Below are 26476 nucleotides of genomic sequence, written 5' to 3' on the forward strand. Positions count from 1 at the left end.
GCGGCAAGCGAGGGCCGGACTATCACACTGCTGCTATGAAAAAAATGTTTTCCGCCCTAGCTGCTCTGCTGGTGCTTTTAGCTGCAAGCAATCCACTTGCAGCGCAGAAGTTTGGCTACGTCGACTCCGAGTACATCATGAGCAAGATGCCGGAGTATGCGCAGGCTCAAACCGAACTGAACAACTTGTCGCAGAACTGGCAAAAAGATATTGAGAGCCAGAAGAAGGACTTGGATAAGTTGTATCGTACCTATCAAGCGGAGGAGGTTCTATTGACCGAGCCGATGAAGAAGAAGCGTCAGGATGAAATCCTGAAAAAAGAGCAGGATGTTAAGGCTTACCAGAACAAAATTTTCGGCTACGAAGGTCAGCTGTTCAAAAAGCGTCAGGAGTTGACTAAACCGGTACAGGACCGCGTTTTTGAAGGCATTGAAAAGGTGGCTAAGAAAAAGCAGTTAGCCATCATGTTCGACAAATCGGGTGACCTGACTATGCTGTACACCAACCCTGTGCATGACTACACGGAATTTGTATTGGAAGAATTGGGTTTAGCTTCTGAAGACAAAAACCAAACAGCACAGAAAGGCAGCGTTAAAACTGTATCTGTACCAAAGACACCGGCCGGCGACGAACCGCAGGCTGACGAAGCCAAAGAAAGCGCTACACCTGCTACTCGTCCTACTCGGCAGCCAGCTACCCGTCCGGCAAGCCGAAAAAACTAACTTTGCAACATCAACCTTCTCAGCCGTTTCTCTTTTAATGACTATCATGAACATGTTCCGCGTTGCATTGGCTGCGGCCGCCCTTTCTTTCACGTCGGCCACAGTTGCGCTAGCGCAGGCTCCTACCACTGCGGGTGCTGCTGCACCTGCTGTTGCCAGCGGTCCATTAAAAATCGGATACACCAGTGTGGAGTACGTGCTTAGCCAAATGCCTGAGAGCCGGCAGATAGAGGCTGACTTGAAAGCATACAGCACGCAACTTGAAAACCAGCTGAAAAGCAAGTACGCCGACTATCAGGGCAAAGCCGAAGCATACCAGAAAGGCGCTGCTACAATGACTGACGTAGTGAAAGCCGATAAAGAAAAGGAACTCACTACTATGCAGCAGTCCATCCAAGAGTTTCAGCGTTCTGCTGATCAGAACCTTCAGCAGAAGCAGCAGACTTTGCTGAAACCGGCTCTAGACAAACTGCAAAAAACGATTGATGCTGTAGCCAACGAGAATGGTTACACCTACGTGCTGAACTCCGATGGAGCAAGCCCCGTACTGTTGCACGGCCCTAAAGAAGGCGACATATCAGACTTGGTGTTGAAAAAGATGGGCGTAACGCCTGGCGCCAACGCTGCCGCTGCTGCACCCAAGGTGAGTGCTCCGGCTGCAACTCCTGTGTCAAACACTGCTGCGAGTAAGACTAAAGTGAAAACCAAAAAGTAAGGCTTAATTTGCCTGTTCATTTGGCCAGACAAGCCGGGACGTATAGTCCCGGCTTTCTTGTTTAAGGGCTTCTTCTCTTTGTATATGACCCAGCTTGATCCCTCCGACGAAGAGCTATTACCAGCAGTACCCCTAGAAGAAGACGAGGCGGAGGCTGGTGATGAGCTGTATGAGCATCACCGCATTTCAGTAAGCCGTAAACAAGACTTATTGCGGCTCGACAAATATTTGCTGCGCCAACTGCCTCATACCTCGCGCACCAAGATTCAAAATGCTATTCTGGCAGAAGCGGTGCAGGTGAATGACCGGCCCGTCAAGTCCAGCTACCGTATCAAGCCTGGCGACGTAATTACTATTACCCTGCCTGAACCACCCATTGATTATCGGGTATTGCCTGAACCGATGGACCTCGACATCCGATATGAGGATGAGGCCTTGTTGATGGTGAACAAGCCTGCTGGTATGGTAGTGCACCCAGCGTATGGCAACTGGCATGGTACGCTAGTAAACGGGCTAACCCATCATCTCAATAATCTCCCTACAGGCCGCAACGGTGAGATACGCCCAGGACTTATTCACCGCATCGACAAAGACACGTCAGGCTTGTTGGTTATTGGCAAGACAGAATTTGCTATGACACACTTGTCGCAGCAGTTCTTTCACCACACCATCGAGCGGACATATCTGGCTTTGGTGTGGGGAGTGCCCAAAGAAGCACAGGGTACCATTCGTGGCAATATTGGCCGAAGCATCAAAGACCGCAAGGTACAAGCCGTGTACCCCGATGGTGACCAAGGTAAATCCGCTGTCACGCACTACAAGGTGCTACGAACGTTCGGTACCGTAGCGTTGGTGCAGTGTAACCTGGAAACAGGGCGCACGCACCAAATTCGGGTGCATATGAAGCACATAGGACACCCGCTGTTTTCTGATGCTACCTACGGCGGCAACAAAGTGTTGTACGGCCAACGAACAGGTGCATACAAGGCATTTGTAGAGAAAGCCTTTGAGCTGATGCCTCGACAGGCTTTGCACGCAAAGTCCCTGGGATTTGTGCACCCTGTTACGGGTGCTCAGATGCAATTCGAGGTGGAACTACCAACCGACTTTGCTTCGGTGTTAGCGCACTGGGAAGTATACGCGCAGGAGTAAGCTATAGGTAGCGCAAATGCTTCTTTAGTAAAGAGCAAAAAAAGACCCCTAACAGTTGCTAGGGGTCTTTTTTTGCTCTTATTGAAAAGAGAATTACTTCTTCGGTGCTGCTTTAGAAGTGGCCTTTGCTGGGGCTTTCATCGAAGCAATAACCTTCTGCGCATTGGCATTGCCTGGGTCAAGAGACAACACTTGCTCGTAGTAAGGAGCAGCAGTGGTTTTTTCACCTTTAGCATAGTAGTAGTAGCCTAAGTACTCATTGGCTTCTACCAAACCATCCTTGTACTTTGCTGGATCAGCCTTAGCAAGTTCGATGAACTTCTCGTAGTGAGGCTTAGCGAGGCCCTGCTTGGAGTCTGGATCCAGTGCGTAGTTAGCTTTTGCACGCATCAAGTAACCTGGTACGTAAGTAGGCCGAGCTACAAGCACTGCATTGTACAGGCTGTCTGCTTGCGTGTACTGCTTGTTTCCGCCGTAAGCCACTGCCAAGCGAATCTGGTCGGTGAGTTCTGGCTTCTCATCAGCTTTCATCTTGGCTTTGTAAGCAGCAATGGCAGCTGGGTAGTTTTTCTGCAGCATATACGCCTGAGCAAGCTCGTTCTGCAGTTCAGCAGCTTTCTTCGGATCCTTGGCTATAGCCTTCTGAATGGTAGCAGTGCCTTCTTCTGCACGACCTGCTTTCGACAGCATTTTGCCGTAGTACACATAGTCTTCGGTAATCAGCTTTTCAGCTGGTACCAACTTCATGTACGCTTCCATAGAGGTGAGAGCCTCGGCATTCTTACCGGTTTCAAACAGCGAGTATGCCTTCAGACGGTTCATGGTTACGTCCTGCGGATTGCGGGCCAGAACTTTATCCACTTCCACAAGAGCTTCAGGATACTTCTTCGTCAGGAATAGGAACGAAGCGTACTTAGCATCAGTGCCAGGCGACTTTTCAGCTACTCCCTGGTACTTCTGGAAAGTGGCCAGTGCGTCGTCGTACTTACCAGCATAGAAATAGGTTTCAGCCAAAGCATTGTATGCAGGGGCGTAGTTTGGATCTATGGCAATGGCTTTCTCGAACGAAGTACGGGCATCGTTGTAGTTACGAGCACGTACGTTCAGCTCTCCTTTACGGTAGTTTGCCAGCGCGCTGTTGGGGTCTGCTAGCAGAGCCCGCTCATAGCTGTTCATCGCCTCGCCACCACCTTGCTCTGATTGGGCATAGATGTCGCCGCGAGCAATCATCAGTGCTGGATCGTCTTTGCCTTTGCTGATTTTCTCGGCGGCTTGTACGTATGCTAGTGCTTTTGCATTGTCTGCTTTGATATCAGACTCACCATATGCTTGCGCAATCATGGTGAAGACTTTGACGTCTTTGCCTTTGCTAGCTTTCACTGCCTTGTCGAACTGAGCCTGAGCTTCGGCAGCGTTGCCTTTAGCTAAAGCAGCGCGACCAGCAGCTACCATGGTCATGGGGTTCTTAGGATCCTGAGGAACCCGGCTGAAATAAAAGGCAGCCGAATCAGGCATATCACGCATCTGATACAGGCGGCCTAATTCAAACGAGGCCTCAGGAGACTGACCTTGCTTGAGCAGGGCAGACCGGGCTTCGCTGTAACGCTCAAGTTCAATGGCTTTCTGAGGAGTCTGAGCGTAAGCGGCAGTGCCGGAAACTGACAAGGCAACGAGGAACGAGATATTCCAGGGCTTGAAGTTCATGGGTAAAAGGTTTGGTGGAAAAGAGGTGTGTTAAAAAGAGTCGAACTTACTTCTTCGAGGTATTCACGATTCGAGTCTGTCCGGTGGCTGGCATCAATCCTGATTTCAAGACGATGAGTTGTCCTTTGGTACCTGCTACGAAAGATGCAAAACCGGTGCCAAGGCCAGCGCGACCTTCGCGACTTATGATGTAGAGCTCGCGCCGCAAAGGATACTTCTTTAGGGCTAAGTATGCTTGAAATGGCTGATAGTAATCGTCAACTGATTTCGGATTGGCGTCGGCGCTGATACTGGCTATGCGTACACGCTTCAAAAACCGCTGTACTGCCGCATCATCTCGGTCGCTGATCCAATTGGCTCCAATTATACCAATAGCGTTCGGATGAGTAGCAACGTAATCTAGTAGCGCTGGGTTCGATTTAGCAGCAAAGACCCGTTTAGACAAGGCCGCACCTCGCGTAATAGAGTCTTGTACGTAGCGCGTAGTGCTAGATCTATTGGCATCAAAAACAACGTCAATGTCTCTGGATTGACCTTTTCCACTGATCTGCTTCCAGTCAGCTTTCTGGCCCGAGAAAATAGCGCTTAGCTGCGCAGTTGTCAAAAGCGAGTCAGGATTGGATGGGTGCAAAATAATGGCCAACCCATCAGTAGCAATGTGTGTGGTGCGTGGGATAAGCATCTGCTTTTCCAACTGTGCCTTCTCGTTCGCATTCAACTGGCGAGACAGCACTACCGCCCGAACTTTGTTGGTCAATATATCTTTGGCTACGTCATCTTCGGGCTTATAAGCCGCCGTAACGTGAGCGTAGATATATAATTGCTGGAAAGTGTCGATGTGAGACTTCAATATTGGCTCAAATGTCTCGTCGACGCTGATATTGATTCGGCCACTAGTGGAAGTATCATCATCAGGGCCTGTGTTTGCATCGGGGTTCCGGTTGCAAGCAGCCACAGTCAGAAACGTGCCTGTCAAAGCCAGTTTAAAAGAAAAAGAGCGCAGGTGGGCAAGTAATCTATTCATGGCTAGAAGCGGAATCACGGAAATGCTGCTGGTAAGTACGGACAAATCTAATAATTCCGTAAAATACGAATATACCACCTAGAATTCGGCGGTTCATCAGCGAAAGGTTCAAGGCAGGGGGAGGGGCCAGCCAAAGGTAGATCCCCAACCCAATGTAGGTGAGCGTCATGAACAGCAAAAAGTAGCGTACGAAGCTCTTAGAGCCTGTTCGCGACATCAGCCGTTCTTCAGTTGTGGGACGATTTGTCATAAGAGTAAAAGCAGCCGCAAGAAAAGTTTTGTACCGCCTATAACACGCAATTCCTAGCTTCAGGTTCGCCAAACGAACCCAAGGCTAGGTTATTGCTACAAGAAAGGCTGAAAATCTTCCAATTCCAGTGGAATCGAGAAATTTTCAGCCTTCTTTTAGTGCAAGTTAATCTTAATGGTTTGCCAACTAATGTGTTAGAGATAGTTACTACTCGTAGCGAAATGTAATAGGCATGGTGTAACGCACCGCAACGGAGTGCTTGTTTTGCTTGCCTGGGCTCCAGAGGGGCATGTTCTTCACTACACGTGCTGCTTCTTCATCGGTGCCATATCCGAGACCTTTAAGCACCTGCACATCCGCAATAGAACCGTCGGCTTGCACAGTGAAGGATATATACACGCGGCCAGCGACGTTGTTGCGTAGGGCGAGAGGAGGATAATGTAAGTTTTTTTGCATGTAGCGCTGCAACGCTTCCTGACCACCCATAAACTCTGGCATTACTTCAGCCGTGATAAAAGGAGCTGGAGCAGCAGGCGCCTTTGCTGTTCCACTATCGGATTTACCGACTCCTGTGCCAGCATCCCCAACTTTTCCAGTTGATGAGCCAATTACTCCGGGAGGACTATCCACTTCAGCTACCACAGCTTCTGTTACTGTTGGCTTATCAGGCAAAACATCCGGTTTAGCTTGATTGTCAGGAACCACTCTGGGAGCTATTTCAGCGGGCGGACGCACTACGGCATGAGCAGGCTGAACCTGACTGCCTGCAGGTTTTGGGTCAGCCAACAGGGGAGGACGGATTAAGTCTATGGAAGGGAGTTCAGGAATAATAGGAGCAGCCTCTATCAGTGTTGGAAAAAGCCAGGCTTTCACCAGCGGAGAAGATACTAGTAGCAGAGTCAATGACACAGCAATAGCCAGTGCTCTGGCTAGGTGGCGCTGATAAAGTCGACGAAGCACATAGGCTCCGTACATTTTGTTTCGGCCCTCGAAAACCATTTCATCGAGGCTGGCGGTGCGTAGGTCGAGCGTGTTCATGAGAAGATATATAGGTTAAGGTGAAATGGAACTCCACTATGTTACCCAAACCCGGCTCTCTGCTCTTGTCCTGTATGCTACCGCCTGGCTTTCACATATCTAACGCCATGCTTGTTATATGTAGTATGCAAGCAGCTAAATATTTATTAGTGTATAGAGAAGAAAAAGAAAAAGAGTGTACGATGGGACAGTAAAACAAAAAACCGCTCACAGCCGAGGCTGAGAGCGGTTCTTGTAGATAACCAGATTAGCCTGGTATCATGATGTACTTACTTGATAGCGAAAGTTACCGGTACAGTGTAGGATACACTTACAGCACGTCCGTTCTGCTTACCAGGAGAAAACTTAGGAAGCTTTTTCACTGAAGCAACTGCAGATTCGTCGCAACCTCCGCCAATGCCTTTTTGCACCTTTACGTCTGTTACGGAGCCATCCGGACCTACTACAAACGAAATGAAGACTTTGCCTTCAATCTGATTGCGGAGAGCAAGTGCTGGGTAAGTAGCACCTTTCTGGATAGCAGCAAGCAAAGCATCTTGTCCACCAGGGAACACGGGCATTTGCTCCACGTACTGATAAACTTTCTGCTCTACTACTTCCTCTACCACGGCGTTACCTTCTCCTGCTAGACCGTTCAGGTCAATAGGGTTATCGGTATTGCCTTTCACGGTAACCGTCGAAACCACTTTGTCTTCCAGTTCCTTCTGATCTGGAATCTCTTCTACCTTTTTCACTTCTTCGTCTTTCTTAACGACAGGAGGAGTGAATTTGATAGTGGAGAGTTTCGGTGGTGGCGGTGGTGGCGCCTCCGGTGGCGGCGGCGGTGGCGGTGGTTTCGTTTGGTCCAATGGAGGGGCATCCATCAGGACGTTTTCCTTCAGCATCTTGTCGTCTTCCACCACTGTCTCGTCTTTGAACAACCGCGCAATCAGCGGGAAGCTCACTAACAGTGCGAAAACGGCAACGGCGATGAGAAGGGCGCGCGTGACGTGCTTGGAGTACAAGCGCCGCAGTACGTACGCTCCGTAGGCCTTGTTACGGCCCTCGAAAACGATGTCGTTGAGGCTCGCCCGCGCTATTTGGGTGTTATCCATCATAGCCCAGAACTTTTAATTAATTCTTCGTCTGCTTTCGACACGTCCACCAGCGCATATTTAGTCTGGTTGGTAATGTTCATCTCGTCCAAGATGTCCACCATGTTCTTGTAGTTGGACTTGTCGTCTGGCTTGATCAGAATTACCGTTTTAGGGTTCTGACGCTGCCGAGCCAACAATACTTTCCGAATGCCATCTGCTGAGTAATTGGAAAGCTTTAATTCAGGCTTCACATCCTTATCGAGGAGGCCTTCATAATAGTAAAGCTTGTCGTTCTCACTCATCAAAATCGTAAAGGCGTCGGAGGCCTTCAGAACGGTTTGTTCTTCGGGGTTCTTTTCCTTCACGGGCATTGTTAACTGCATCACGTTCGGCTTGTTGAACGAAGCCGTCAGGATGAAGAAGGTAAGAAGCAAAAAGGCCAAGTCCACCATGGGGGTCATGTCGATACGAGTCGACATCTTTTTGGCCCGCTTCTTCCCGCCTTTGTCGCCCCCGCTGGACTGTTGTATTTCTGCCATGGCTTAGCTGGGATTAACGTGACACCACCGGCTTGTTCTCCAAGTCAGTGATAAGGTTGAAACGGTTGATGTTCTTATCCTGTAGAATCTGGATGACCTTTTTCACCGTCGCTACATCAGCGTTGTTGTCGCCTTTGATGGCGATGAACGTTGGCTTAGCAATGGCTTCCTGGTTGGCCTTCCGTGCTTCCATTACCCAATCGATGAGCTGGTTGTTGAGCGAATCGATTGGAATGCCGCCCTGAGTAACCTTTTTGCGCTGCTCGGTGCTCATGCTTAGCAAAGAGCCAAGCTGCTGCACTGGTACACCAAAAGAGTTCAGGTTGCCGAAATTCTTCTTCTGCTTGGCATCGAAAGAGAGGCTGTATTTAGCAGCGATTTTGTCTAGCAACAAGCCCTTGGCTTTATCACTCTCAAAACCGAAGAAAACACGTTTGTCTTTGTCAACCAGCAAACGAATAATGTTGCTTTCCGGCAGTTTGATGTCCGAGGTAGAAGATGGGGTATCAACTACCACAACTTCCTCGGCAGCAAACTTGGTGGTGAGCATGAAAAACGTCACCAGCAAGAAGGCCAAATCCACCATTGGAGTCATGTCCAGCGAAGGATTTGTTCTATGGGGCTTTACTTTAGGCATGTGCTGGGTAGTTAAGAATATTCAGAAAACGAAACTCGTAGCTTCTTATTGCGTGAACCGCAAACTAGGCCGTGTAAGTTTCCTTTTCGCCGTGCTGCGAGGCGAAGGTCTGAATAATGCTGAAGCCAGCTTCGTCGATGCTGTAAGTCAGCTCGTCAATTTTGCTGGTGAAGAAGTTGTAAGCGATGATAGCCAGAGCTGAACCGGCGATACCGATAGCCGTGTTGATCAACGCTTCCGAGATACCTTCAGCAAGTGCTACGGCGTCAGGGCTACCAGCCTGGGCAAGTGCCGAGAAGGCCTTGATCATACCGAATACAGTACCGAGCAGACCTACCAGCGTCGAAACCGAAGCAATGGTAGAGATGATAACCAAGTTCTTTTCTAGCATAGGCAATTCCAGAGCCGTAGACTCTTCGATTTCCTTCTGGATAGCCAAGATCTTCTGGTCTTTGTCCAAACCACGCTCACGAGCCATTTCCTGATACTTCAGCAGGCCTGACTTTACTACGTTAGCTACCGAACCTTTCTGCTGGTCGCAGGCGGCAATAGCACCCGTGATGTCGTTTACGTTTAGCTTCTGACGGATGGTACGTACGAAGCTTTCAATGCTCTTGCTGCCTTTGGCTTTACCGATGGTCAACAAACGCTCGATCGAGAAGATCAATACCATCAGGAAGAGCGACATCAGTACAGGTACGATAACGCCTCCTTTGTAAACGATGCCGAGGTAGTTGCCTGGTAGTGCTGCGTTGGCATTGTTACCACCTACGAAGTTGCCTGCGTTGCCCAATACAAAGATGTAAATGAGGATGGCAACAACGAATGCCAGCGGAATGACGATAGCAGCAAATGCGGAGCCACCTTTTGCCTCACCTTGTGCGGCAGTAGGAGCGGTAGGCCGCACGTTTTTGTTTGTGGCATTCTTTTGTTCCATTGGTCCAGAAATTTAAGGGAGTTGGTGGTGAAAGGTAAATTGGTGTTGAAATGGGTGAATAAACGGTAGAAACACTTTATGACGGATGGCGTTTCGTTCACCTACTCGAGTTGTTGGAGAGAGTAGAAACGTGAGGTAATTGGTATCCGAAGCCAGTCCGAGAGTCAGTTGATCCTTGGCAAACCTAAGTAAAAACCTGACTGTCGCCAAATGAAACCGGGGTTTAAACGCTCTAAAGCAAATGGAGACTTGAAAAAAGCTAGTTTTTATCTATGGACGAAGTAGAAGCGAAGTTATATTTTTTTGCCTGTTCCCAATATACATCCATTTGAGCAAGAGTTAAATCCTGTAACTGGTGCCCATCCCGAGCGGCCTCTTTCTCAAGGTATTGAAACCTGTTAATAAATTTTCTGTTAGTGCGTTCGAGCGCTTCTTCTGGATTGATACCAGCGTGGCGAGCAAAGTTGATGAGCGAAAATAGTAAGTCACCAAATTCAGCGGCTGCCCGCTCCTGATTGATGGAAGCTGGGTCGGCGTGAGCAAATTCAGCTTCAAACTCTCCTAACTCTTCCTGTACCTTGTCCCATACTTGGTCGGGTTTTTCCCAATCGAAGCCCGCTCCGCGGGCTTTTTCCTGAATGCGCATCGCTTTCACGAGCGCAGGCAGCGAGGTAGGTACGCCGCCAAGTACGGACGTGTTGCCTTTTTCTTTCAGTTTTAACTGCTCCCAATTCCGCTTTACGTCGTCTTCCGTATCTGCTCTGACCTCGCCGTAGATGTGGGGATGGCGAAAAATCAGCTTGTCGCATTGCGCGTTTAACACATCGGCTACATCAAAATGGCCGGTTTCAGACGCTATTTTGGCGTAAAAAATCAAATGCAAAAAGACATCGCCAATCTCCTTTTTTAGGTCGGGGAGGTCGTTGCGGATGATGGCATCACTTAGCTCGTACGTCTCTTCAATGGTGAGATGACGCAAACTTTCCAAGGTTTGCTTTTTGTCCCAGGGGCATTCGGCGCGTAGGCGCTCCAGCACGTCGAGTAAGCGGCCGAAAGCGGCTAACTGGGCTGGGCGGCGGTCAGGCGAGTTGTAGTCCATGTAGCCAAAGATACAACGCTGAAGCGCACTGCAGATGCCATCCAGTTCAGTAAAATACCGTTTAATGTTGTGCTTACTGCCCCTTTTAAGGTGCTTTAACTGCTCCACAATAGCGAAAGCAGGGGCGTTTGTCTACTTTTGCGCACCTATTTTAAAAACTTAGCCTGTGGCACTCATCAAATCAATTTCGGGTATTCGGGGTACTATTGGCGGGGCCGCGGGGGAAGGTCTCACGCCCTTGGACGTAGTAAAATACGCGGCTGCCTTTGGAACGTGGGTACTCGACAAAACACAGAACAACACGATTGTGATTGGGCGTGATGCCCGCATATCTGGTGAGATGGTGAGCAAGCTTGTAGCCGCTACGCTGCAAGGGCTTGGTATCAATGTAATCGACTTGGGGTTAAGCACCACTCCGACTGTGGAAATGGCCGTGCCGGCTAAAAGAGCCGGTGGCGGAATTATTCTGACGGCTTCTCACAACCCAAAGCAGTGGAACGCGCTTAAATTGCTTAACAGTGTTGGAGAGTTTATTTCCGATGCCGATGGCCAGCAAGTACTGGCATTAGGTGACTCCGAAGATTTCAACTTCGCTTCTGTAATGAAGCTAGGGCAGTATAGCATTGACGAAACGTTTTTACAGGAGCACATTGATGCTATTCTGCAGCTACCACTAGTAGATGCGGAGGCTATTAAGGCTAAGAATTTTCGGGTGGTAGTAGATGCCGTGAATTCCTCGGGAGGCTTTGCTGTGCCGATGCTGCTGGCCGCACTAGGTGTAGAAACGGTAGAAAAGCTATTCTGTGAGCCCACCGGAGATTTTGCGCACAATCCTGAGCCGTTGCCAGAAAATCTGCGAGAAATAGCCAAAAAGATGGAAAAAGGCTCTTTCGACGTAGGTATCGTGGTAGACCCAGACGTGGACCGGTTGGCCTTGGTAAACGAGGACGGCACCATGTTCGGAGAAGAATACACGCTGGTGGCAGTGGCCGATTACGTATTGCAACAGAATGGCGGAGGCAACACGGTAAGCAACCTCAGCAGCACGCGGGCCCTGCGCGACGTAACCGAAAAACATGGTGGTAGCTATGCTGCTGCTGCGGTGGGCGAGGTGAACGTGGTAACCAAAATGAAGGAAACCAACGCCGTCATTGGCGGTGAAGGCAACGGGGGTATCATCTATCCGGAGCTACACTACGGCCGCGACTCTTTGGTAGGTATTGCGCTGTTCTTAAGCCACCTGGCCAAGACGGGGCTAACCATGACGCGTTTGCGAGCCACGTACCCAAACTATTACATCTCGAAAAATAAGATCGAGCTAACCCCCGAAATCAATACCGGCAAGGTGTTGGAGTTGATGGAGAAACGCTACGCCAAGCAACCCGTCAACACCATCGACGGCGTCAAAATCGAATTCGACAAGGAGTGGGTGCATCTGCGTAAGTCGAATACCGAGCCGATTATTCGCATCTATGCCGAGTCGGAATCCAATGCTACCGCCGACCATCTGGCCAACAAGATCATTGCCGACATAAAAGAAATTATCAATCAGTAAGGCCGACAACGCTTTCACTGAAGCTATTGGCAATAAATGCTGCCCAGTAGTGCACAAATAGCAAATACGCAGTCTAGTAAGCGTTGCCTCTTGGAAAGGATTCCGGCTACCCCGCCGGAATCCTTTATTTTTGTGGCAAGTATCCGCCCATTTTTAAGCTGTTGAACCGCATGACTGTGTATTTCGATAACGCCGCTACCACACCGCTGGACCCTGAAGTGCTTGATGCCATGTTGCCCTTCATGCGCGAGCATTTCGGCAATCCGAGCAGCATCCACGGTCATGGGAGGCAGGTGCGCGCCGCCATCGAGAATGCTCGGAAATCTATTGCGCACCTCATCAATGCGGCGCCTGCTGAAATCAGCTTTACCTCGGGTGGCACTGAGGCCGACAACTATGCTGCTTTTGGGAGCATACGGGCCTTAGGCCTTAAACACGCCATTACCTCACCACTGGAACACCATGCGGTGCTTCACACATTGCAAGCGCTAGAGAAGTACGGCGAAATTCAGTTGAGCTACGTCCGTCACGACGAGCAAGGCCGCTTTGACTTAAAGCATTTAGAGGAATTGTTGGCTACTAATCCTCGCACGTTTGTGAGTTTGATGCACGCCAACAACGAAATCGGTAACCTCAACGATATTGAGGCCATTGGGGAGATATGCGCGCGCCATGACGCCGTGTTTCACACGGACACGGTGCAGACCATGGGCCACTACCGCCACGATGTGCAGAAGCTGAAAAACCATTTCCTTGTGGGCTCAGCGCATAAGTTTCACGGACCGAAAGGGGTTGGGTTCCTCTACCGTCGTTCGGGGTTGCTGGTTGATGCCTTGATTCATGGCGGTTCGCAGGAGCGCAACCAGCGCGCTGGCACCGAAAACGTGTATGGCATTGTGGGCCTAGCCAAGGCGCTGGAAATTGCCTACCGCGGCATGGCGGAACATCAGGCACATATTCAAGGGTTGAAAGACCGTTTCATCAGCAAGCTGCGTCAAGAAATTGATGGTATAGAATTCAACGGTACTTCGGCAGAAGCAGATCAAAGCCTGTATACCGTGCTGAACGTGAGCTTACCGCCTTCTGACTTGAATGAGATGTTGCTTTTCAACTTAGATATCAATCGGGTATCCGTATCGGGGGGCTCGGCGTGTACCAGTGGAGCCAACGCTGGGTCGCACGTGCTGACGGCCTTGGGCTGCGACCCAAATCGGGGGGCTATCCGCTTCTCGATGAGCAAATACAACACAGCCGATGAAGTGGATTACGCGGTTGAGCAGTTGGCAAAGATGTACCGGAAGGTGCCTGCTTAAACTGCGCCTGAAATGCCAAACTAGCTGTTAGCCTACGCTTAGATTCAGCCTTTTCAACAAGAAGCCCCCAACGCCGATGTGCAGTGGGGGCTTTTTGTTGGAAGAGGGGTGTAGCTGCTGACCGCACCTGCTAGGTGGAAGTGTCTAACGTTTATTGTTCAAAAGTACTTTGAATTACAAAGTAAAACTTCTTACTTTCGGCTGTACCCACGAAACAGCAGCCGGTCATGCGTGTCAAATTCATATTGCCCGCTCTCACAGAAGCTACCAATCCTTATTGGCGGCCCATCAAGTATTCCCTGTTTCCGCCGCTCGGTCTGGCTACGTTGGCGGCGTTCCTGCCGCCTGATTGGGAAGCCGAGTTGCAGGACGAACATGTAGAACCGTTATACCTCGACGACTCGCCAGACCTGGTGGTAATTCAGGTGTACATCACAAACGCCTACCGAGCCTACGCACTAGCTGATCTGTATCGTAGCCGGGGGTGTTATGTCTGTTTGGGTGGGTTACACGTCACGAGCTTACCGGAAGAGGCAGCGCCGCATGCAGATAGCTTATTTCTGGGGCCCGGTGAAGACACGTTCCCACAGTTTCTGCGCGACTGGCAGCAGCGCCAGCCAAAGCCGCGCTACGTAGCGCCTTCCAGCCGGACATTGGTTGGAACGCCACCAATCCGCCGCGACCTGATTCGGCGTGAACTGTATTTGGTTCCGAATTCTATAGTTGTCACGAGAGGCTGCCCGCACCATTGCGACTTCTGCTATAAAGATGCCTTCTTCGAGGGCGGCAATACCTTCTACACCCAGCCTGTAGATGATGCGCTGGCTGAAATAGACCGGCTGCCGGGCCGTCATCTTTATTTTCTGGACGACCATTTGTTGGGGCACCAGCGGTTTGCTGCTTCGCTCTTCGAGGGGATGCGTGGTATGGGCCGGCTATTTCAAGGAGCGGCCACCGTCGATAGTATTCTACGTGATACTGGCTTGCTGGAAAAAGCGGCGGCAGCGGGGTTGCGTAGCTTATTCGTAGGGTTTGAAACGCTAAATAAGGCCAACCTGCGCGCCAGCAATAAGCGCCAAAACCTGGGGCGCGACTATGCCCGTGCCATCGCGCGGCTGCATGATCTAGGCATCATGATCAACGGCAGCTTCGTGTTTGGGCTAGACGACGACAGGCCGGACGTGTTTCAGCGTACGGTGGAATGGGCCGTACGCCACGGCATTACCACCGCTACCTTTCATATTGCCACGCCTTACCCGGGCACTGATTACTTCAAGCGCATAGAAGCAGAAGGCCGCCTGTTGCATCGGCGCTGGAACGAATACGATACCCGAACCGTGGTGCACCAGCCTGGCCCGCACCTAACGGCAACTCAACTCAAAGCTGGCTACGATTGGGCCTACCGCGAATTCTTTTCCTGGGCCAACATCACCAAGGCCAGTCTAGCCCACGATTCGCTGAAGCATCAACTCAAGCATTTTGCGTACGCTGGGGGCTGGAAACGCTTCGAGCCGCTTTGGAATTTCATGATTAAAACGCGGCACCTGCATTCGATGAGGCCATTGCTGGAAGCCATCTTAGCAAAGGTGCAAGGCCAGCGCCCTATCAGTACCCCAACCCCCGCCGACTTTATTCCGCTGCCCATTGTCTCATAGCTGACAGGCGAAGGATAATGCATCAGTAGTTGCCATCGGCGCCTCCGCCCCCAGAGCTGCCCCCTCCAAACTCAAAGCCGGCCGCCGCTGGTTGAGGCACCGTGGCCGTTTCAGCGACTATAAGAGACTCCAAGTTGAGGTTTCGGGTAGCATCATCGTCATCGGCAGCGGTTGTGAGGCCGTGGTGAGGCACACGCAAATAGCGCGTTACCCATATCATGGCGGCAACAAGTGCGGCACCTGCCAGCGTAGCGGCTAGTTCAGGTGGTAACACAGAGTGGTAGTAACGAAAAGTAAATACCGAGAAGCCCAGCGCCAGCAGCCCAATCAGCAGCCAGATTCGGTTAGGCCGGCGCAAGCCAACCACGATGTAGATAACAGGTAGCGTGGCCGTGAAGAAATAGAACAGCCACGCAAATGGTACTTGGCCAGCCACAACAGCGTCACTGAGCAGCGCATTGCCTTCGCGCACCGCATAATAGTTGCCGCCCATATAAAAGGAAACCAAACACAACGCCTGTACTAGCTGAATACACGGCTTGTAATACAAATAGTCGGATCTAAGTGTCAGCTTCTTGGCTCCACCATAGGCCGCCACGGAAGCCAGCATCAGGGCAAATGGTAGTGCCACACTGCCAGCGGGTACCTGCAACAGCACACTAGCCACCAAAAGAAGGTAGGCGAGGTAAGCCACAGTAGCTACTAGCCGGTCGGCGTAGCGGATGGTAGCAGCCAGTAACAGGGCCAGCACCAGCAACAGCGTAACGGTTATGTACGGATTGAAAAGAGACGGACTCTGCTGGTACTGCACCGGTGCCGCTTCCAGGATAGTGTACGTTATTAGAAAGGCCAGCCAACTGAGGGTGATGTAGAGCAATGCGTTGTCGATGCCCGAGTGGTAGAGGCGCGAACCGCTGATTGCGGCTTCCAACACGAAGAGGGTGGCTCCCGCCCCTAGTATGCTAAAAGGAATAACAGCGTCGCTGTCATCGAGAAAGCCAGACAGCATCAACAGCAACATGCCACCTCCTGCCATAGCTCCAATGAGCGTGAAGACAAACAAGGTGATGCGCAAGAAAATGTTGGGCCGGTAGTAGTCGAGGGGGTGAGCGGCATGTATGGCTGCAAGCTGAAGTGCCGACAGAAGGCCCCGCCGTTGCCAGCGGGTAGCGGCCTGGCGTATCGCTTCATGATGCGCCCACGTGGGGTTATAGGCTTTACCCTTCATGAGTGATGCGCAAGATTTTCTTGATGTTGATGAAGAGCAGCACTATGCCGAAAGTTGATAGCAGGAAATACAGCATAACCATGAAAGCCGTCGTGTCGGAGTTGGTGGCGTCCATGAGCTTGAAGTACAGATAGCTGATTACGATATAGCTATAGAGCGCCCCCATCAGCAAAAAAAGATACGAGTGGGTGCGCCGGGCATACCATACCAGAAAACCACTCATGCCAAGCACCAATACCACAGCAACCAAAGGCGAAAGCAAGGGCACCGGATAAAACTCGAACAGGGAAGCGGTTGCAGCTAGTAATACCAAGTTGCTACCCAGCGAGAGATACGTGAAGCTGAAATGGGCCTTCAGTTTTTTGTATTCCGACACCAACCCTACAGCGGTCAGCAATAATCCTAGGCTTATGGCTGCTCCGCTCAGGCTGCGCAGGTGATAGTCGGTGAAGGCAGCGAGTGGCGCGACGGACACCCCAACCCAGGAAGCCAAGGCAGTAATGGCCATGGTGAGCACGCCTCGGTGGTCGAAGCGGTACGCCAGCCAGAAGAAAAGAACAGCCGGCAGGAAAACCGCCAACCCGTACCGGCTACCAAACAGTCTGTATTGATACTGCACGTATCCTTCTAGGCTCAGGAAAAGGAGGCAGCCCAGCAGGAGCACATAGTCGGGCAGGAAGCCCTGGCGCGGTGCTTCTGCCCAACTGAACGGCGTACGGTGCCGAGCCGCATAACCGAAGCAGGCAGCCATAAGCAGCAGCATGGTGGTAATAACAACGCCGTGCCCAATATCGTCGAGGTGCTGATACAGCAGCACGCCCAAGCCACCCGCAAGCATGGTGATACCGAGGTATAATAGAGCCCTTACCTCGTAGTGAATGGAAAATGGGCGCGTGCGTTCGTCTTTGCGAATGTGGGCTGCTTGCTCAGGCGGTAGTAGCCCCTGTGCTTGCAACGCATCGAGCCAGGAATCATACCGCATAGGCACAAGTATATAGAGCTGTTTAAATAAAAGTAAACATACCAACTCTGCTGGAATGCGTATGATGGCACTGCCCCATGCCCTAACACCTGCGCGTGGTGTAAGAACAACGACGTATGGCCGACATCAATATTCAACGCAAAAAGTCTTCTCCTGGCCCTTGGCCGCTGATTCTGCTGGTATTAGTGGCGGTTGGAGCGCTTATCTGGTACCTGACCCGCAAAGACCAAGCACAGCCCGACAGGGCACCGGCCGCCTCAGAAGAGGTGGTGCCCTCTGCGCCTGACACCACCACTGGTGCCGAAACAGGCCCGCGCCCAGAAGCAAACGAAGCCGTAGCCAATATGGCCACCGACGCTTCGGCCGCAACTCCTGATGCTCTAGATGCTGCAACCCAGCGGGACCCGGCTAGCCCAAACTATGCTCGAAACGGCTTACGCGTACTAAGCAGTGTGCTTACGGACCTAGCCGACCGAGATGACCTGCGCGATGCAGCCGTAAGCGAAAAACGTGACGTACTAACCAGTGCCACTGCCCGCCTCGATGATTCGACGGCTAGCTTGCGGCCAGGTTTTGTGGCTGCAACTGGCTTGCTACAAGCCATGCAGCAGAAGGCGTTTCCTACGTTGGAGCCAGCCGTGGGTGAATTAATGAACCGTGCCAATCAACTTTCCGGCCGCAGCACTACTCCCACTGACCAAGAACAGTTGCGCGAATTTTTTACCCGTGCCAGCGCTGTGGTGCGTACGATGAGTGACCCTACACCATAGGCTGCCACCTATAACGACGCCGTAGAACAGCACACAATGGCCGACAAACCAACAGGCAGCCAGTATCTCTAATAAGTGAAGCCTCAACCCGTTTTCCAGTGGAACCAACTCCTATTCCCTCCGCGCAAGGTATGCACCTGCGCCGCCTCCGCGACCTAACGGAGTTTGAAGTAGCCGATGGCAACCCGGACGTTCGGGGCTGGTCGGTTCGGGGAGGCGACGGCAAGAAGTTTGGCGACGTAGCCGAGCTTATCGTAGAAGAAGAAGCACTCAAAGTGCGCTACCTCGATGTGGAACTGGATGCTAGCCTGCAAATCAACAAGCACGAGCGACACATCCTGATTCCCGTTGGCGTGGCTGCCCTAGATGAAGATGCTGATAACGTATTTGTGCCGTCCCTCACATTGGAATCAGTGCTGGACTATCCGCCTTATGCCGAGTTCCACATAACCCGCGAATATGAAGAGGCCATGCTTCGGGCCTTGAAACTGCCTCTGCCAGAACACGGTACCGGCAGCTTTTATGAACAGCCGTCTTTCACAGAAGAAACCTTCTATCAAAACCGCCGCCCCACCAAAATGCTCGGCAGTTTTCGTCGGCGTGACCGGCAAGGAGAATAGAATAGTACCCCAAGGACAGCACACAACGAGGGCGCTCGATTATTGCTTATCTCAATGACAAGCAATAATCGAGCGCCCTCGTTGTGTGCTGTTTTGTCTGGCTACTACTGGCTCTAGTTTCTATGGATCATGTCTACTACTGCCTTAACCCAGGTAGGATGCGTGTTCAGGGATGGTACCAACTGCCAGTGCTCCCCGCCAGCTTCCTCGAACAGTTCCTTGAATTCTTCTCCCACTTCGATGGTGGTTTCCAAGCAGTCGGCTACGAAAGCGGGGCTGAAGGCTAGCACGTTCTTGATGCCTTTGGCCGGGAATGGCTTAAGCGCTTCGTCGGTGTAGGGCTGCAACCACGGGTCGCGGAGGCGGCTTTGGAGGCGGCTCTGGAACGACACCGTGTATTGGTCAGGCGTCAGGCCCAAGCCGGCTGCCACTTGGCGGGAGGTTTCGTAGCACTGGGCCCGGTAGCAGTAGCGGTTGTTTTTGTTGTAGCTGTTGCAGCAGTTGCCCAGCTTGCAATAGCCGTTCTGGCTGCCTTTCAACACGTGTCGCTCCGGAATGCCGTGGTAGCTGAACACGATATGGTCGTACTCGCGCTTGGCCATTTCCTGTTTGCCTAGCTCCACGATGGTGGCAATAAAACCAGGGTCGTTGGCGAAGGTGCTAATAAAAGAGATGCTCGGCACCACCCACCATTTGCTTACGATGTCCATCACTTTTTCCTGCACTGAGCCCGTGCTGGCCGCGGCGTACTGCGGAAACAGCGGCAGCACAATGATTCGCTCTACGGCTGCGTCGCGCAGTTCGGCTAGTGCCTTCTCGATGCTAGGGTTCTGGTAGCGCATGCCGAACGCCACTAAGTAGTCGTTGCCGAGCTGCTCTTGCACCAGTTTTTGCAAGTCGAGGCCGTGGTAGAGCAGGGGAGAACCCCGCTCGGTCCAGAGCTGCTGATAAATCTTTGCTGACTTTGGGGCGCGTAGCGGCACTACCAAGCCTTGGAAGAGCGGATAACGAATAGCCGCCGGCATGTCTACTACGCGGCCATCGGTAAGAAATTCGTTGAGGTAACGGCGCACGTCGCTGGTTTGGGGCGAATCGGGAGTGCCGAGATTAACGAGTAGGACGCCAATGCGGCCTTTGGTGGGAGCAGGCATATAGAAAAGAGAATTCGTAAGCTGGCGCGTGACGCTTGGGCTGGCTGGCCAGCAATGCCGCCGCAAAGGTCGCACAACCAAACGTCTGACCCAAGCTTCACGCTACAGCCTACGACAATCAACTGCAACGCAATGTTTCAATGGTCGCTGGCTTGACCACTGGAAAGTTGTACCTTTGCAGGCCAATTTTCAGATACTGAAGTGAATACCGAACCTAATCCGCACCGCGCTGGCTTTGTGAGCATTATCGGCAAGCCGAATGTGGGCAAGTCCACGCTCATGAACGCCCTGATGGGCGAGCGGCTCAGCATAGTTACCAGCAAAGCTCAAACCACGCGCCACCGCATCCTCGGTATTCTCAACGGCGAAGATTTCCAGCTGGTGTACTCCGACACGCCGGGCATCATTCAGCCCAAATACGAACTGCACAACGCCATGATGTCGTTTGTGTATTCGTCGTTGGAAGATGCGGATGTGGTGCTGTTCGTAACCGATATCTACGAAAAGCACGATGAAGAACCAGTAGTAGAGCGGCTCCGCAAGATGGAAAACACGCCCATTCTGCTGCTCGTCAACAAGATTGACCAAGCCGACCAAGCCGAGGTAGAAGCCAAGGTAGAATATTGGCAGCAGCAACTCCCCAATGCTGCCCGCGTGCTTCCTATTTCGGCTCTCGAGAAATTTGGTACCGGGGAATTGTTGGACTTGGTGCTTGGTTATCTGCCGGTACATCCGCCGTACTACCCCAAAGACGAGCTAACCGACAAGCCCGAGCGGTTTTTTGCGGCCGAGATGATTCGAGAGAAAATCTTCAAGCTCTATAAAAAAGAGGTGCCCTATAGCTGTGAAGTAGGCATCGAAGAGTTCAAGGAAGACGAAGATATCATTCGGATGCGCTCCGTCATCTATGTAGAACGAGCCAGCCAGAAAGGCATCATCATCGGGCAAAAAGGGGCCGCCTTAAAGAAGGTTGGCACCTGGGCTCGTGAGGAAATGGAGAAGTTTTTCCAGAAAAAAGTGTTTCTCGAAATCTATGTCAAAGTAGACGAGAACTGGCGCACTGACCCTAAGGCACTAAGCCGCTTCGGCTACCAATAGTAGGGTAGGGAGGTAGAAGGTGTGAGGGTAGGAAATAACAACTTGTTGATAGCTCTTACCCTCACACCTTCTACCTCCCTACCCTAAAAATACTTCCGACCTTCTTCAACTTAACTACTCCGGGCACTGCCGAACATGGTCGGGCCGGCGGCTGGAGTCAGACCCAATGAAAAACACAATTGCTATTGTGGGTCGCCCCAACGTGGGCAAATCCACACTCTTCAACCGCCTCGTCGGCCAGCGTAAGGCCATTATGGACGATGAAAGCGGCGTAACCCGCGACCGGCACTACGGCTACGGCGAATGGATCGGGAAGTACTACACCGTGATTGATACGGGTGGGTACGTGCACAACTCCGACGATATTTTCGAAGGTGAAATCAACAAGCAAGTAAAGCTGGCTATTGACGAAGCTGATGTGGTGCTGTTCATGGTGGACGCCATGGCCGGCGTGCATGGCCTCGACGAAGAATTTGCCAGCGTACTTCGGCGCTATCAAGGCAAAAAGCCGATCTACGTGGTGGCCAACAAGGCCGACACCAATGCCCGTATTCACTCAGCAGGTGAGTTTTACGCCTTGGGCGTTGGCGACGGCGAAATCTTCCCCATTTCCTCGGCTAGCGGCTCCGGTACCGGCGACCTGCTCGACGCAGTAGTGAGCCACTTCGAGGAAGAAGGGGTAGAAGACCCTGACCTGGGTGTTCCGAAAATTGCGGTAGTAGGGCGCCCCAACGTGGGCAAATCCAGCTTCGTGAACCTGCTGCTCGGCACCGACCGCAGCATCGTAACAGATATTGCCGGCACCACCCGTGACTCTATTCAAGCACGCTACAACGCTTTCGGCAACGAATTCATCTTGGTGGATACCGCAGGTTTGCGTCGTAAAACCAAGGTGCATGAAGACGTGGAATTCTATTCGGTGCTACGTTCTATTCGGGCGCTGGAAGAAGCCGATGTGTGCGTGGTAATGCTGGATGCGACGCGTGGCATTGAGGCACAAGACGTGAACATCATCGGCTTGGCTGACAAGAACCGCAAGGGCATCGTGATTCTAGTGAACAAGTGGGACTTGATTGAAAACAAGGAAACGAATACGGCCAAGGAGTTTCAGGAGAAGATCTACGAGAAGATTGCGCCTATTGCCTATCCGCCCATCATTTTCACTTCGGTGCTCACCAAGCAGCGTGTACACAAGGCCATTGAAACGGCCATTGACGTGTACAACAACAAGCGGCGTAAAATCCCGACTTCGCAGCTCAACGAAGTGATGCTGAAGGAAATCGAGAAGTATCCACCACCCGCCACCAAAGGCAAAATGGTGCGCATCAAGTACGTCACGCAGTTGCCCACGCACAACCCGGTGTTTGCCTTCTTCTGCAACTTGCCGCAGTACGTGAAAGAAAGCTACGTGCGCTACCTCGAAAACCGCTTGCGCGAGCATTTTGACTTCACGGGGGTGCCCATTGGCATCATCTTCCGGAAGAAATAGAGGCTGTAGGAAATATTTTTCTACAGTTGGGTTACCTATTGAAAGCTCGTGTATAAAGCCTTGTAATTCGTCGTTGCCTTCGGGAAAATGGCTGAGTGACACTTCAAATCGACTTTCAATTTTCAAACAACCCCCTACCATGAAAAAAGTATTGTTCCTCGCTCTGGCTGCTGCTTCATTCACCTTCACTTCTTGCGACAGCAAGACTGAAAACGCTACCGAAGCTGGTGCTGAAAACGTAGAAGCTTCCGGCGAAGCCAAAGCTGACGCTATGGAAGAGCAGGCTGATGCCGTTCGTGATTCTGCTGATGCTACTGCCGACAAAATGGAAGACGGCGCTGACGCTGCCGACGCTCCTGCTACTACGGCTCCTGCTACCGCTCCAGCCCAGTAATTTCTGCTGGTCTCTGACCAAAAAAGGGCTCCCCGATATGGGGAGCCCTTTTTGTTTTTTTATGGGAGCTGGGTTACGGCTGATGTTAACCCAACCGTCGTTGCAGCAAGCCATCTACTACATCGAACAGCTTGCGCGGGGTATATGTGCGCCACGGCAACTCATCGAGCTGACCACCGAAGTTCACGTAGTTATCGATGTTGTACTGGCGCATTTCACGGATTACGTGCTCCTGAAAATTGACGGCCGCTATCCAGCCGTCTTCCACATCCTCGAACCACTCTTCATAATAATCATCCTCGGAGCCGTGGAAGTTGAACACATTTTCCCCTACGAGGATGAATTTGCGGATGCCTTCATGCGTCATCACATCGATGATGTTGCGCTTGAGGTGCATGATGTCATTTTCAATGGCATCGTTCCACTCGCCAATAAACTCGATGACGGCAATGCCCAATTCGTAATCCACGAACAGGATTTTCAGAAACAACGTGTCTGAGTCTAGACTGTCCCACTGCGGATGTATGTAATAGCCGTAAATCGTGTTAACGTAGCTATCAAGGCTGTTTTCGGCCTCGAACAGCGGGGAACGGGGGTCTTCAGAAGCAGAATACTGCTCCATCCAAGCGTAGTGTGGTTCGATGGTGTGCATGGTAGTTACAATGTAGCGTAAGCTGCAGCTTATGCCGTATCGGAGGCCTTTGCTGCTGTAACTGCACTCAAACGTTCAGGGTTTCCGACAGCGCCACAAAATGCCCGCCTTTGCTAGCGCAGCAAGTAGACTAGGCCACTATATTAGTGCTGAGCTGCCAGTGCTGCCCGCACCGAGCCATGCTGACGTAGCAGCGCCGCCGCGGCTTCCTGTTCAATGCCCAATTCATCCATCAGCATCCGCTCGCCCCGATCTACCAGCTTGGCATTGCTGAGCTGCATGTCAACCATTTTGTTGCCTTTCACGCGGCCCAGCCGAATAAACGTGGCCGTGGTGAGCATGTTGAGTGCCAGCTTCTGCGCCGTTCCAGCCTTGAGGCGTGTGCTGCCGGTTACAAACTCGGGTCCGGTCACAACCTCAACTGGAAACTCCGCTGCTGCCGCCACTGCCGAATCTGCATTGCAGACAATGCAGCCCGTAGCCAAGCCGTGTTTACGGGCTTGCTCGAGGCCACCAATGACGTACGGCGTACGGCCCGAAGCCGCAATACCCACCACAATATCCTGGTCACTGATATTGTGTGCCTCTAGGTCTCGCCAGGCCTGTTGTGCATCGTCCTCGGCGTTTTCCACTGCTTTCCGAATGGCGGTATCACCCCCTGCAATCAGCCCGATTACTACGCCGTGTGGCACGCCAAACGTAGGAGGACACTCTGAGGCATCTAGTATACCGAGTCGGCCGCTGGTACCCGCGCCAATATAGAATAGCCGGCCCCCCATTTTCAACCGAGCTACAGTCGCCTCCACCAACGCTTCCAGTTGGGGAAGCGCCTTTGCTACGGCCTGAGGCACGGTCTGATCTACGCTGTTCATACCCGCCAGCAGGTCATGCGTGGAAAGCGTTTCGAGATGGTTGAAGTAGGAGGGGCTTTCAGTGGACATATCCTGGTAGAAAGGAGGGGCGGAAGAAAAGACGAAGGCAAATAAAGGCAGCAGCGCAGAAACAGCAGTGCCTCACGAGCTATTTCAACAGCCCAATAACTGAGAACTTATCGAACACGTTGGCATTGTGAGGAGCATCTTTGTCCAGTTCCGTGGTTAAGTCTTGGCCAGCCCAGTGTTCATAATGGTTGCCGCGCTTCCAGAGCCGGGAACGGGTAACATCATAAATCAATCCGTGGTAGGCAACCCAGATTTCGTCGCGGTCCTGCCCATTGCGAAGGGCTAGCTGACCTCGGCTATACATGGGTAGCTGCTCGGTGCCTGATGGTCGTATCGGCGTCGGTGTGGCGCTGGTGGTAGCGTCTTGCTGAGGTGAACTTGGCTTTTCCATCATCAACTAAAAACTAGCTGCCGTACCCCAATGGCTTACCCTAGGAGAGCTTGGGTCAAGAACCAGCGGTTGGGCATGTCGCCTTGGGCAGCATGAATGTAGTCTTCATAGCTGCACGGAATAATGCGCTTCACACTACTATTGGCCAGGCTCTCCACTTCCAGCCACCACTTCTCAGTGTGCTTGGACTTGTAGAAAACGAGCTTGCCGGGTGTTTCATCGGTATCTGGCAGGCCTACCGCGTAGCGAATAAAACGCTTGCTTTGAAAGTCGGGTTCGGGGCAGCGGTGATAGTAGCCTTCCACGAAGTACCAGAGCATGGTAGCCAATGTAGCCGCGGCTAGGCCGTGTACATCATGGTCGGGGCGGTAGCCATAGAGGCCAAAAGAGGTAAGCTGGTCGTTAGTGCCCGCGTACCAGGCTAGCTTGGCTGCTTCCTCGTTGGTGAGCCCGAATGGGTTGGCCGGATAATAGCCAGGGGCATCGTTCCAGCGAATAGCAGCAATGTCGAAACTTACAAAGTCGGCGTGCCGCAATAGCGGCTCGGCTTGTCTGATGTCGTCGCGAATTTGGCCTAGGCGCAGTCGTTCAAAATGCATCTTCTCTAGCGCCGCCAACACCTCCGACGACACTAAATACTGCTGATGCGCTAATTGAGCGAAACTAAACAAGAAGTTCGGCTCGTGCATGAGCATGCGCCGCAGATGGCTGTCTTCGGCACGAGAACCAGCTTCCTGCGCCATGTCCACGCGGGCATCAATGGTAGCAAAGCTGATGGCCCGGTCCAGCGTCTCGTACGCCAGAAACTGTCCGTAATCAAGGTCATGTGAGCCACCCAGCAGAATAGGTACAGTACCGTGTTCCAAAAGGGCCGCAATAATTTCGCGCAGGCGTTGGTAGGTGTCGTCTAGCGTAAGTCCGGGGCGTAGGTTGCCTAAATCGGCCAGCCGGATACTGCCCGTGCCTCTCTGCAACTGGTAGAAACGCTGACGGACTTCATCGGCCCCGTGCAGAGCAGGAGCCCCAACGCCACTGCCCCGCCACTCATTCAACCCGATAAGGGCCATGTCGGCGGTTCGCCAATCCGGGAATACGTCCAAAAAAGGCGTAACGCAGCTAGCTAGTGTACTAGAGGAAGAAGCAAAAGAAACTAGCTCTTCGGAGAGCGGGTTGAAAAAGATGGCCAGATTCATCGGGCGCGGACAGTGCAGACTACGGCAAAGCTACATCAAATGCTGCCATACGCCACACGTAGCACGTAGGAGTAGGCTGTAAGCTAAACTTTACAACAAAAAAAAGTGGTTATTTAAGGCAGTTGTTCTGTGTACCTGCTTTATGTAGGTT

General features: G+C 51.9%; 26 protein-coding genes. 11 read left to right on the plus strand and 15 right to left on the minus strand.

Features of this window, described 5'->3' with window-relative positions; genetic code table 11:
* The first annotated feature begins 35 nt into the window (after positions 1-35).
* The 3 genes from MTX78_RS02370 to MTX78_RS02380 all read left to right on the plus strand — a co-directional run bounded on the left by MTX78_RS02370 (position 36) and on the right by MTX78_RS02380 (position 2589).
* On the plus strand, positions 36-722 hold the full coding sequence (locus MTX78_RS02370; protein ID WP_243799571.1) for an OmpH family outer membrane protein: 687 nt from the start codon (positions 36-38) through the stop codon (positions 720-722).
* A 46-nt stretch (positions 723-768) separates the two neighbouring features.
* Positions 769-1437, plus strand: coding sequence for an OmpH family outer membrane protein (locus tag MTX78_RS02375; protein ID WP_243799573.1), 669 nt, complete (start codon positions 769-771; stop codon positions 1435-1437).
* Positions 1438-1521: 84 nt separating this feature from the next.
* Entirely contained in the window at positions 1522-2589 is a 1068-nt protein-coding gene (locus MTX78_RS02380; protein WP_243799575.1) for an RluA family pseudouridine synthase, read from the plus strand.
* 93 nt (positions 2590-2682) lie between these two features.
* Here the strand turns inward: MTX78_RS02380 and MTX78_RS02385 are convergent, their stop codons facing one another.
* The 8 genes from MTX78_RS02385 to mazG form a co-directional block, all read right to left on the minus strand.
* A complete protein-coding gene (locus MTX78_RS02385) occupies positions 2683-4293 on the minus strand; it encodes a tetratricopeptide repeat protein (protein WP_243799576.1) in 1611 nt (536 codons plus the stop codon).
* A 46-nt stretch (positions 4294-4339) separates the two neighbouring features.
* Positions 4340-5317 (minus strand): PstS family phosphate ABC transporter substrate-binding protein, encoded by a 978-nt coding sequence (locus tag MTX78_RS02390; protein WP_243799578.1) that lies wholly within the window; start codon positions 5315-5317, stop codon positions 4340-4342.
* A 457-nt stretch (positions 5318-5774) separates the two neighbouring features.
* Positions 5775-6605, minus strand: coding sequence for an energy transducer TonB (locus MTX78_RS02395; RefSeq protein WP_243799580.1), 831 nt, complete (start codon positions 6603-6605; stop codon positions 5775-5777).
* Between the two features lie 269 nt (positions 6606-6874).
* Positions 6875-7702: an energy transducer TonB gene (locus MTX78_RS02400; RefSeq protein ID WP_243799582.1), complete on the minus strand. Its 828-nt coding sequence runs from the start codon at positions 7700-7702 to the stop codon at positions 6875-6877.
* Entirely contained in the window at positions 7699-8220 is a 522-nt protein-coding gene (locus MTX78_RS02405; protein WP_243799583.1) for an ExbD/TolR family protein, read from the minus strand. Before MTX78_RS02405 ends, MTX78_RS02400 begins: the two co-directional genes overlap by 4 nt.
* Before the next feature lie 13 nt (positions 8221-8233).
* Positions 8234-8857 carry an ExbD/TolR family protein gene (locus MTX78_RS02410; RefSeq protein ID WP_243799585.1) on the minus strand — a complete coding sequence of 208 codons (624 nt, stop codon included), beginning with the start codon at positions 8855-8857 and terminating at the stop codon, positions 8234-8236.
* Between the two features lie 64 nt (positions 8858-8921).
* Positions 8922-9794 (minus strand): MotA/TolQ/ExbB proton channel family protein, encoded by an 873-nt coding sequence (locus tag MTX78_RS02415; protein ID WP_243799587.1) that lies wholly within the window; start codon positions 9792-9794, stop codon positions 8922-8924.
* A gap of 259 nt (positions 9795-10053) precedes the next feature.
* Entirely contained in the window at positions 10054-10893 is an 840-nt protein-coding gene (mazG, locus tag MTX78_RS02420; protein ID WP_243799589.1) for a nucleoside triphosphate pyrophosphohydrolase, read from the minus strand.
* A gap of 166 nt (positions 10894-11059) precedes the next feature.
* Between mazG and glmM the strand changes: the two genes are divergently transcribed.
* The 3 genes from glmM to MTX78_RS02435 all read left to right on the plus strand — a co-directional run bounded on the left by glmM (position 11060) and on the right by MTX78_RS02435 (position 15416).
* A complete protein-coding gene (glmM, locus tag MTX78_RS02425; RefSeq protein WP_243799591.1) occupies positions 11060-12448 on the plus strand; it encodes a phosphoglucosamine mutase in 1389 nt (462 codons plus the stop codon).
* A 170-nt stretch (positions 12449-12618) separates the two neighbouring features.
* Positions 12619-13761, plus strand: a complete 1143-nt coding sequence (locus tag MTX78_RS02430) for a cysteine desulfurase family protein (RefSeq protein ID WP_243799593.1) — start codon at positions 12619-12621, stop codon at positions 13759-13761.
* Between the two features lie 227 nt (positions 13762-13988).
* On the plus strand, positions 13989-15416 hold the full coding sequence (locus tag MTX78_RS02435) for a B12-binding domain-containing radical SAM protein (RefSeq protein ID WP_243799594.1): 1428 nt from the start codon (positions 13989-13991) through the stop codon (positions 15414-15416).
* Positions 15417-15438: 22 nt separating this feature from the next.
* Here MTX78_RS02435 and MTX78_RS02440 read toward each other — a convergent pair whose 3' ends face one another.
* Positions 15439-16644 (minus strand): hypothetical protein, encoded by a 1206-nt coding sequence (locus tag MTX78_RS02440; RefSeq protein ID WP_243799596.1) that lies wholly within the window; start codon positions 16642-16644, stop codon positions 15439-15441.
* The gene (locus MTX78_RS02445; protein WP_243799598.1) at positions 16634-17626 is read right to left on the minus strand and encodes a DUF2157 domain-containing protein; all 993 of its coding nucleotides are present in this window, start codon (positions 17624-17626) and stop codon (positions 16634-16636) included. The genes MTX78_RS02440 and MTX78_RS02445 overlap by 11 nt, the downstream gene beginning before the upstream one ends.
* A 116-nt stretch (positions 17627-17742) precedes the next feature.
* On the opposite strand from MTX78_RS02445, the gene MTX78_RS02450 reads away from it, so the two are divergent.
* Together MTX78_RS02450 and MTX78_RS02455 are read left to right on the plus strand one after the other, a co-directional pair.
* A complete protein-coding gene (locus MTX78_RS02450) occupies positions 17743-18396 on the plus strand; it encodes a hypothetical protein (protein ID WP_243799600.1) in 654 nt (217 codons plus the stop codon).
* A gap of 98 nt (positions 18397-18494) precedes the next feature.
* Positions 18495-19016, plus strand: coding sequence for a PRC-barrel domain-containing protein (locus MTX78_RS02455; protein WP_243799602.1), 522 nt, complete (start codon positions 18495-18497; stop codon positions 19014-19016).
* A 113-nt stretch (positions 19017-19129) separates the two neighbouring features.
* On the opposite strand, the gene hemH is transcribed toward MTX78_RS02455, so the two are convergent.
* A complete protein-coding gene (gene hemH, locus MTX78_RS02460) occupies positions 19130-20167 on the minus strand; it encodes a ferrochelatase (RefSeq protein ID WP_243799604.1) in 1038 nt (345 codons plus the stop codon).
* A 201-nt stretch (positions 20168-20368) separates the two neighbouring features.
* On the opposite strand from hemH, the gene era reads away from it, so the two are divergent.
* From era to MTX78_RS02475, 3 genes are all read left to right on the plus strand, one after another.
* Positions 20369-21265, plus strand: coding sequence for a GTPase Era (gene era, locus MTX78_RS02465; protein ID WP_243799606.1), 897 nt, complete (start codon positions 20369-20371; stop codon positions 21263-21265).
* A gap of 166 nt (positions 21266-21431) precedes the next feature.
* Positions 21432-22754, plus strand: coding sequence for a ribosome biogenesis GTPase Der (gene der, locus MTX78_RS02470; protein ID WP_243799607.1), 1323 nt, complete (start codon positions 21432-21434; stop codon positions 22752-22754).
* A 139-nt stretch (positions 22755-22893) separates the two neighbouring features.
* A complete protein-coding gene (locus tag MTX78_RS02475) occupies positions 22894-23148 on the plus strand; it encodes a hypothetical protein (RefSeq protein WP_243799609.1) in 255 nt (84 codons plus the stop codon).
* Between the two features lie 85 nt (positions 23149-23233).
* Here MTX78_RS02475 and MTX78_RS02480 read toward each other — a convergent pair whose 3' ends face one another.
* From MTX78_RS02480 to MTX78_RS02495, 4 genes are all read right to left on the minus strand, one after another.
* The gene (locus tag MTX78_RS02480; RefSeq protein WP_243799611.1) at positions 23234-23800 is read right to left on the minus strand and encodes a hypothetical protein; all 567 of its coding nucleotides are present in this window, start codon (positions 23798-23800) and stop codon (positions 23234-23236) included.
* A gap of 143 nt (positions 23801-23943) precedes the next feature.
* The gene (gene murQ / locus MTX78_RS02485) at positions 23944-24741 is read right to left on the minus strand and encodes an N-acetylmuramic acid 6-phosphate etherase (RefSeq protein ID WP_243799612.1); all 798 of its coding nucleotides are present in this window, start codon (positions 24739-24741) and stop codon (positions 23944-23946) included.
* 79 nt (positions 24742-24820) lie between these two features.
* Positions 24821-25045, minus strand: a complete 225-nt coding sequence (locus MTX78_RS02490) for a cytochrome b5 domain-containing protein (RefSeq protein ID WP_243802800.1) — start codon at positions 25043-25045, stop codon at positions 24821-24823.
* Positions 25046-25167: 122 nt separating this feature from the next.
* On the minus strand, positions 25168-26325 hold the full coding sequence (locus tag MTX78_RS02495) for a formimidoylglutamase (RefSeq protein ID WP_243799614.1): 1158 nt from the start codon (positions 26323-26325) through the stop codon (positions 25168-25170).
* Positions 26326-26476 lie beyond the last annotated feature (151 nt).

The organism is Hymenobacter tibetensis, assembly GCF_022827545.1.
GTDB classification, from domain to species: Bacteria; Bacteroidota; Bacteroidia; order Cytophagales; family Hymenobacteraceae; genus Hymenobacter; species Hymenobacter tibetensis.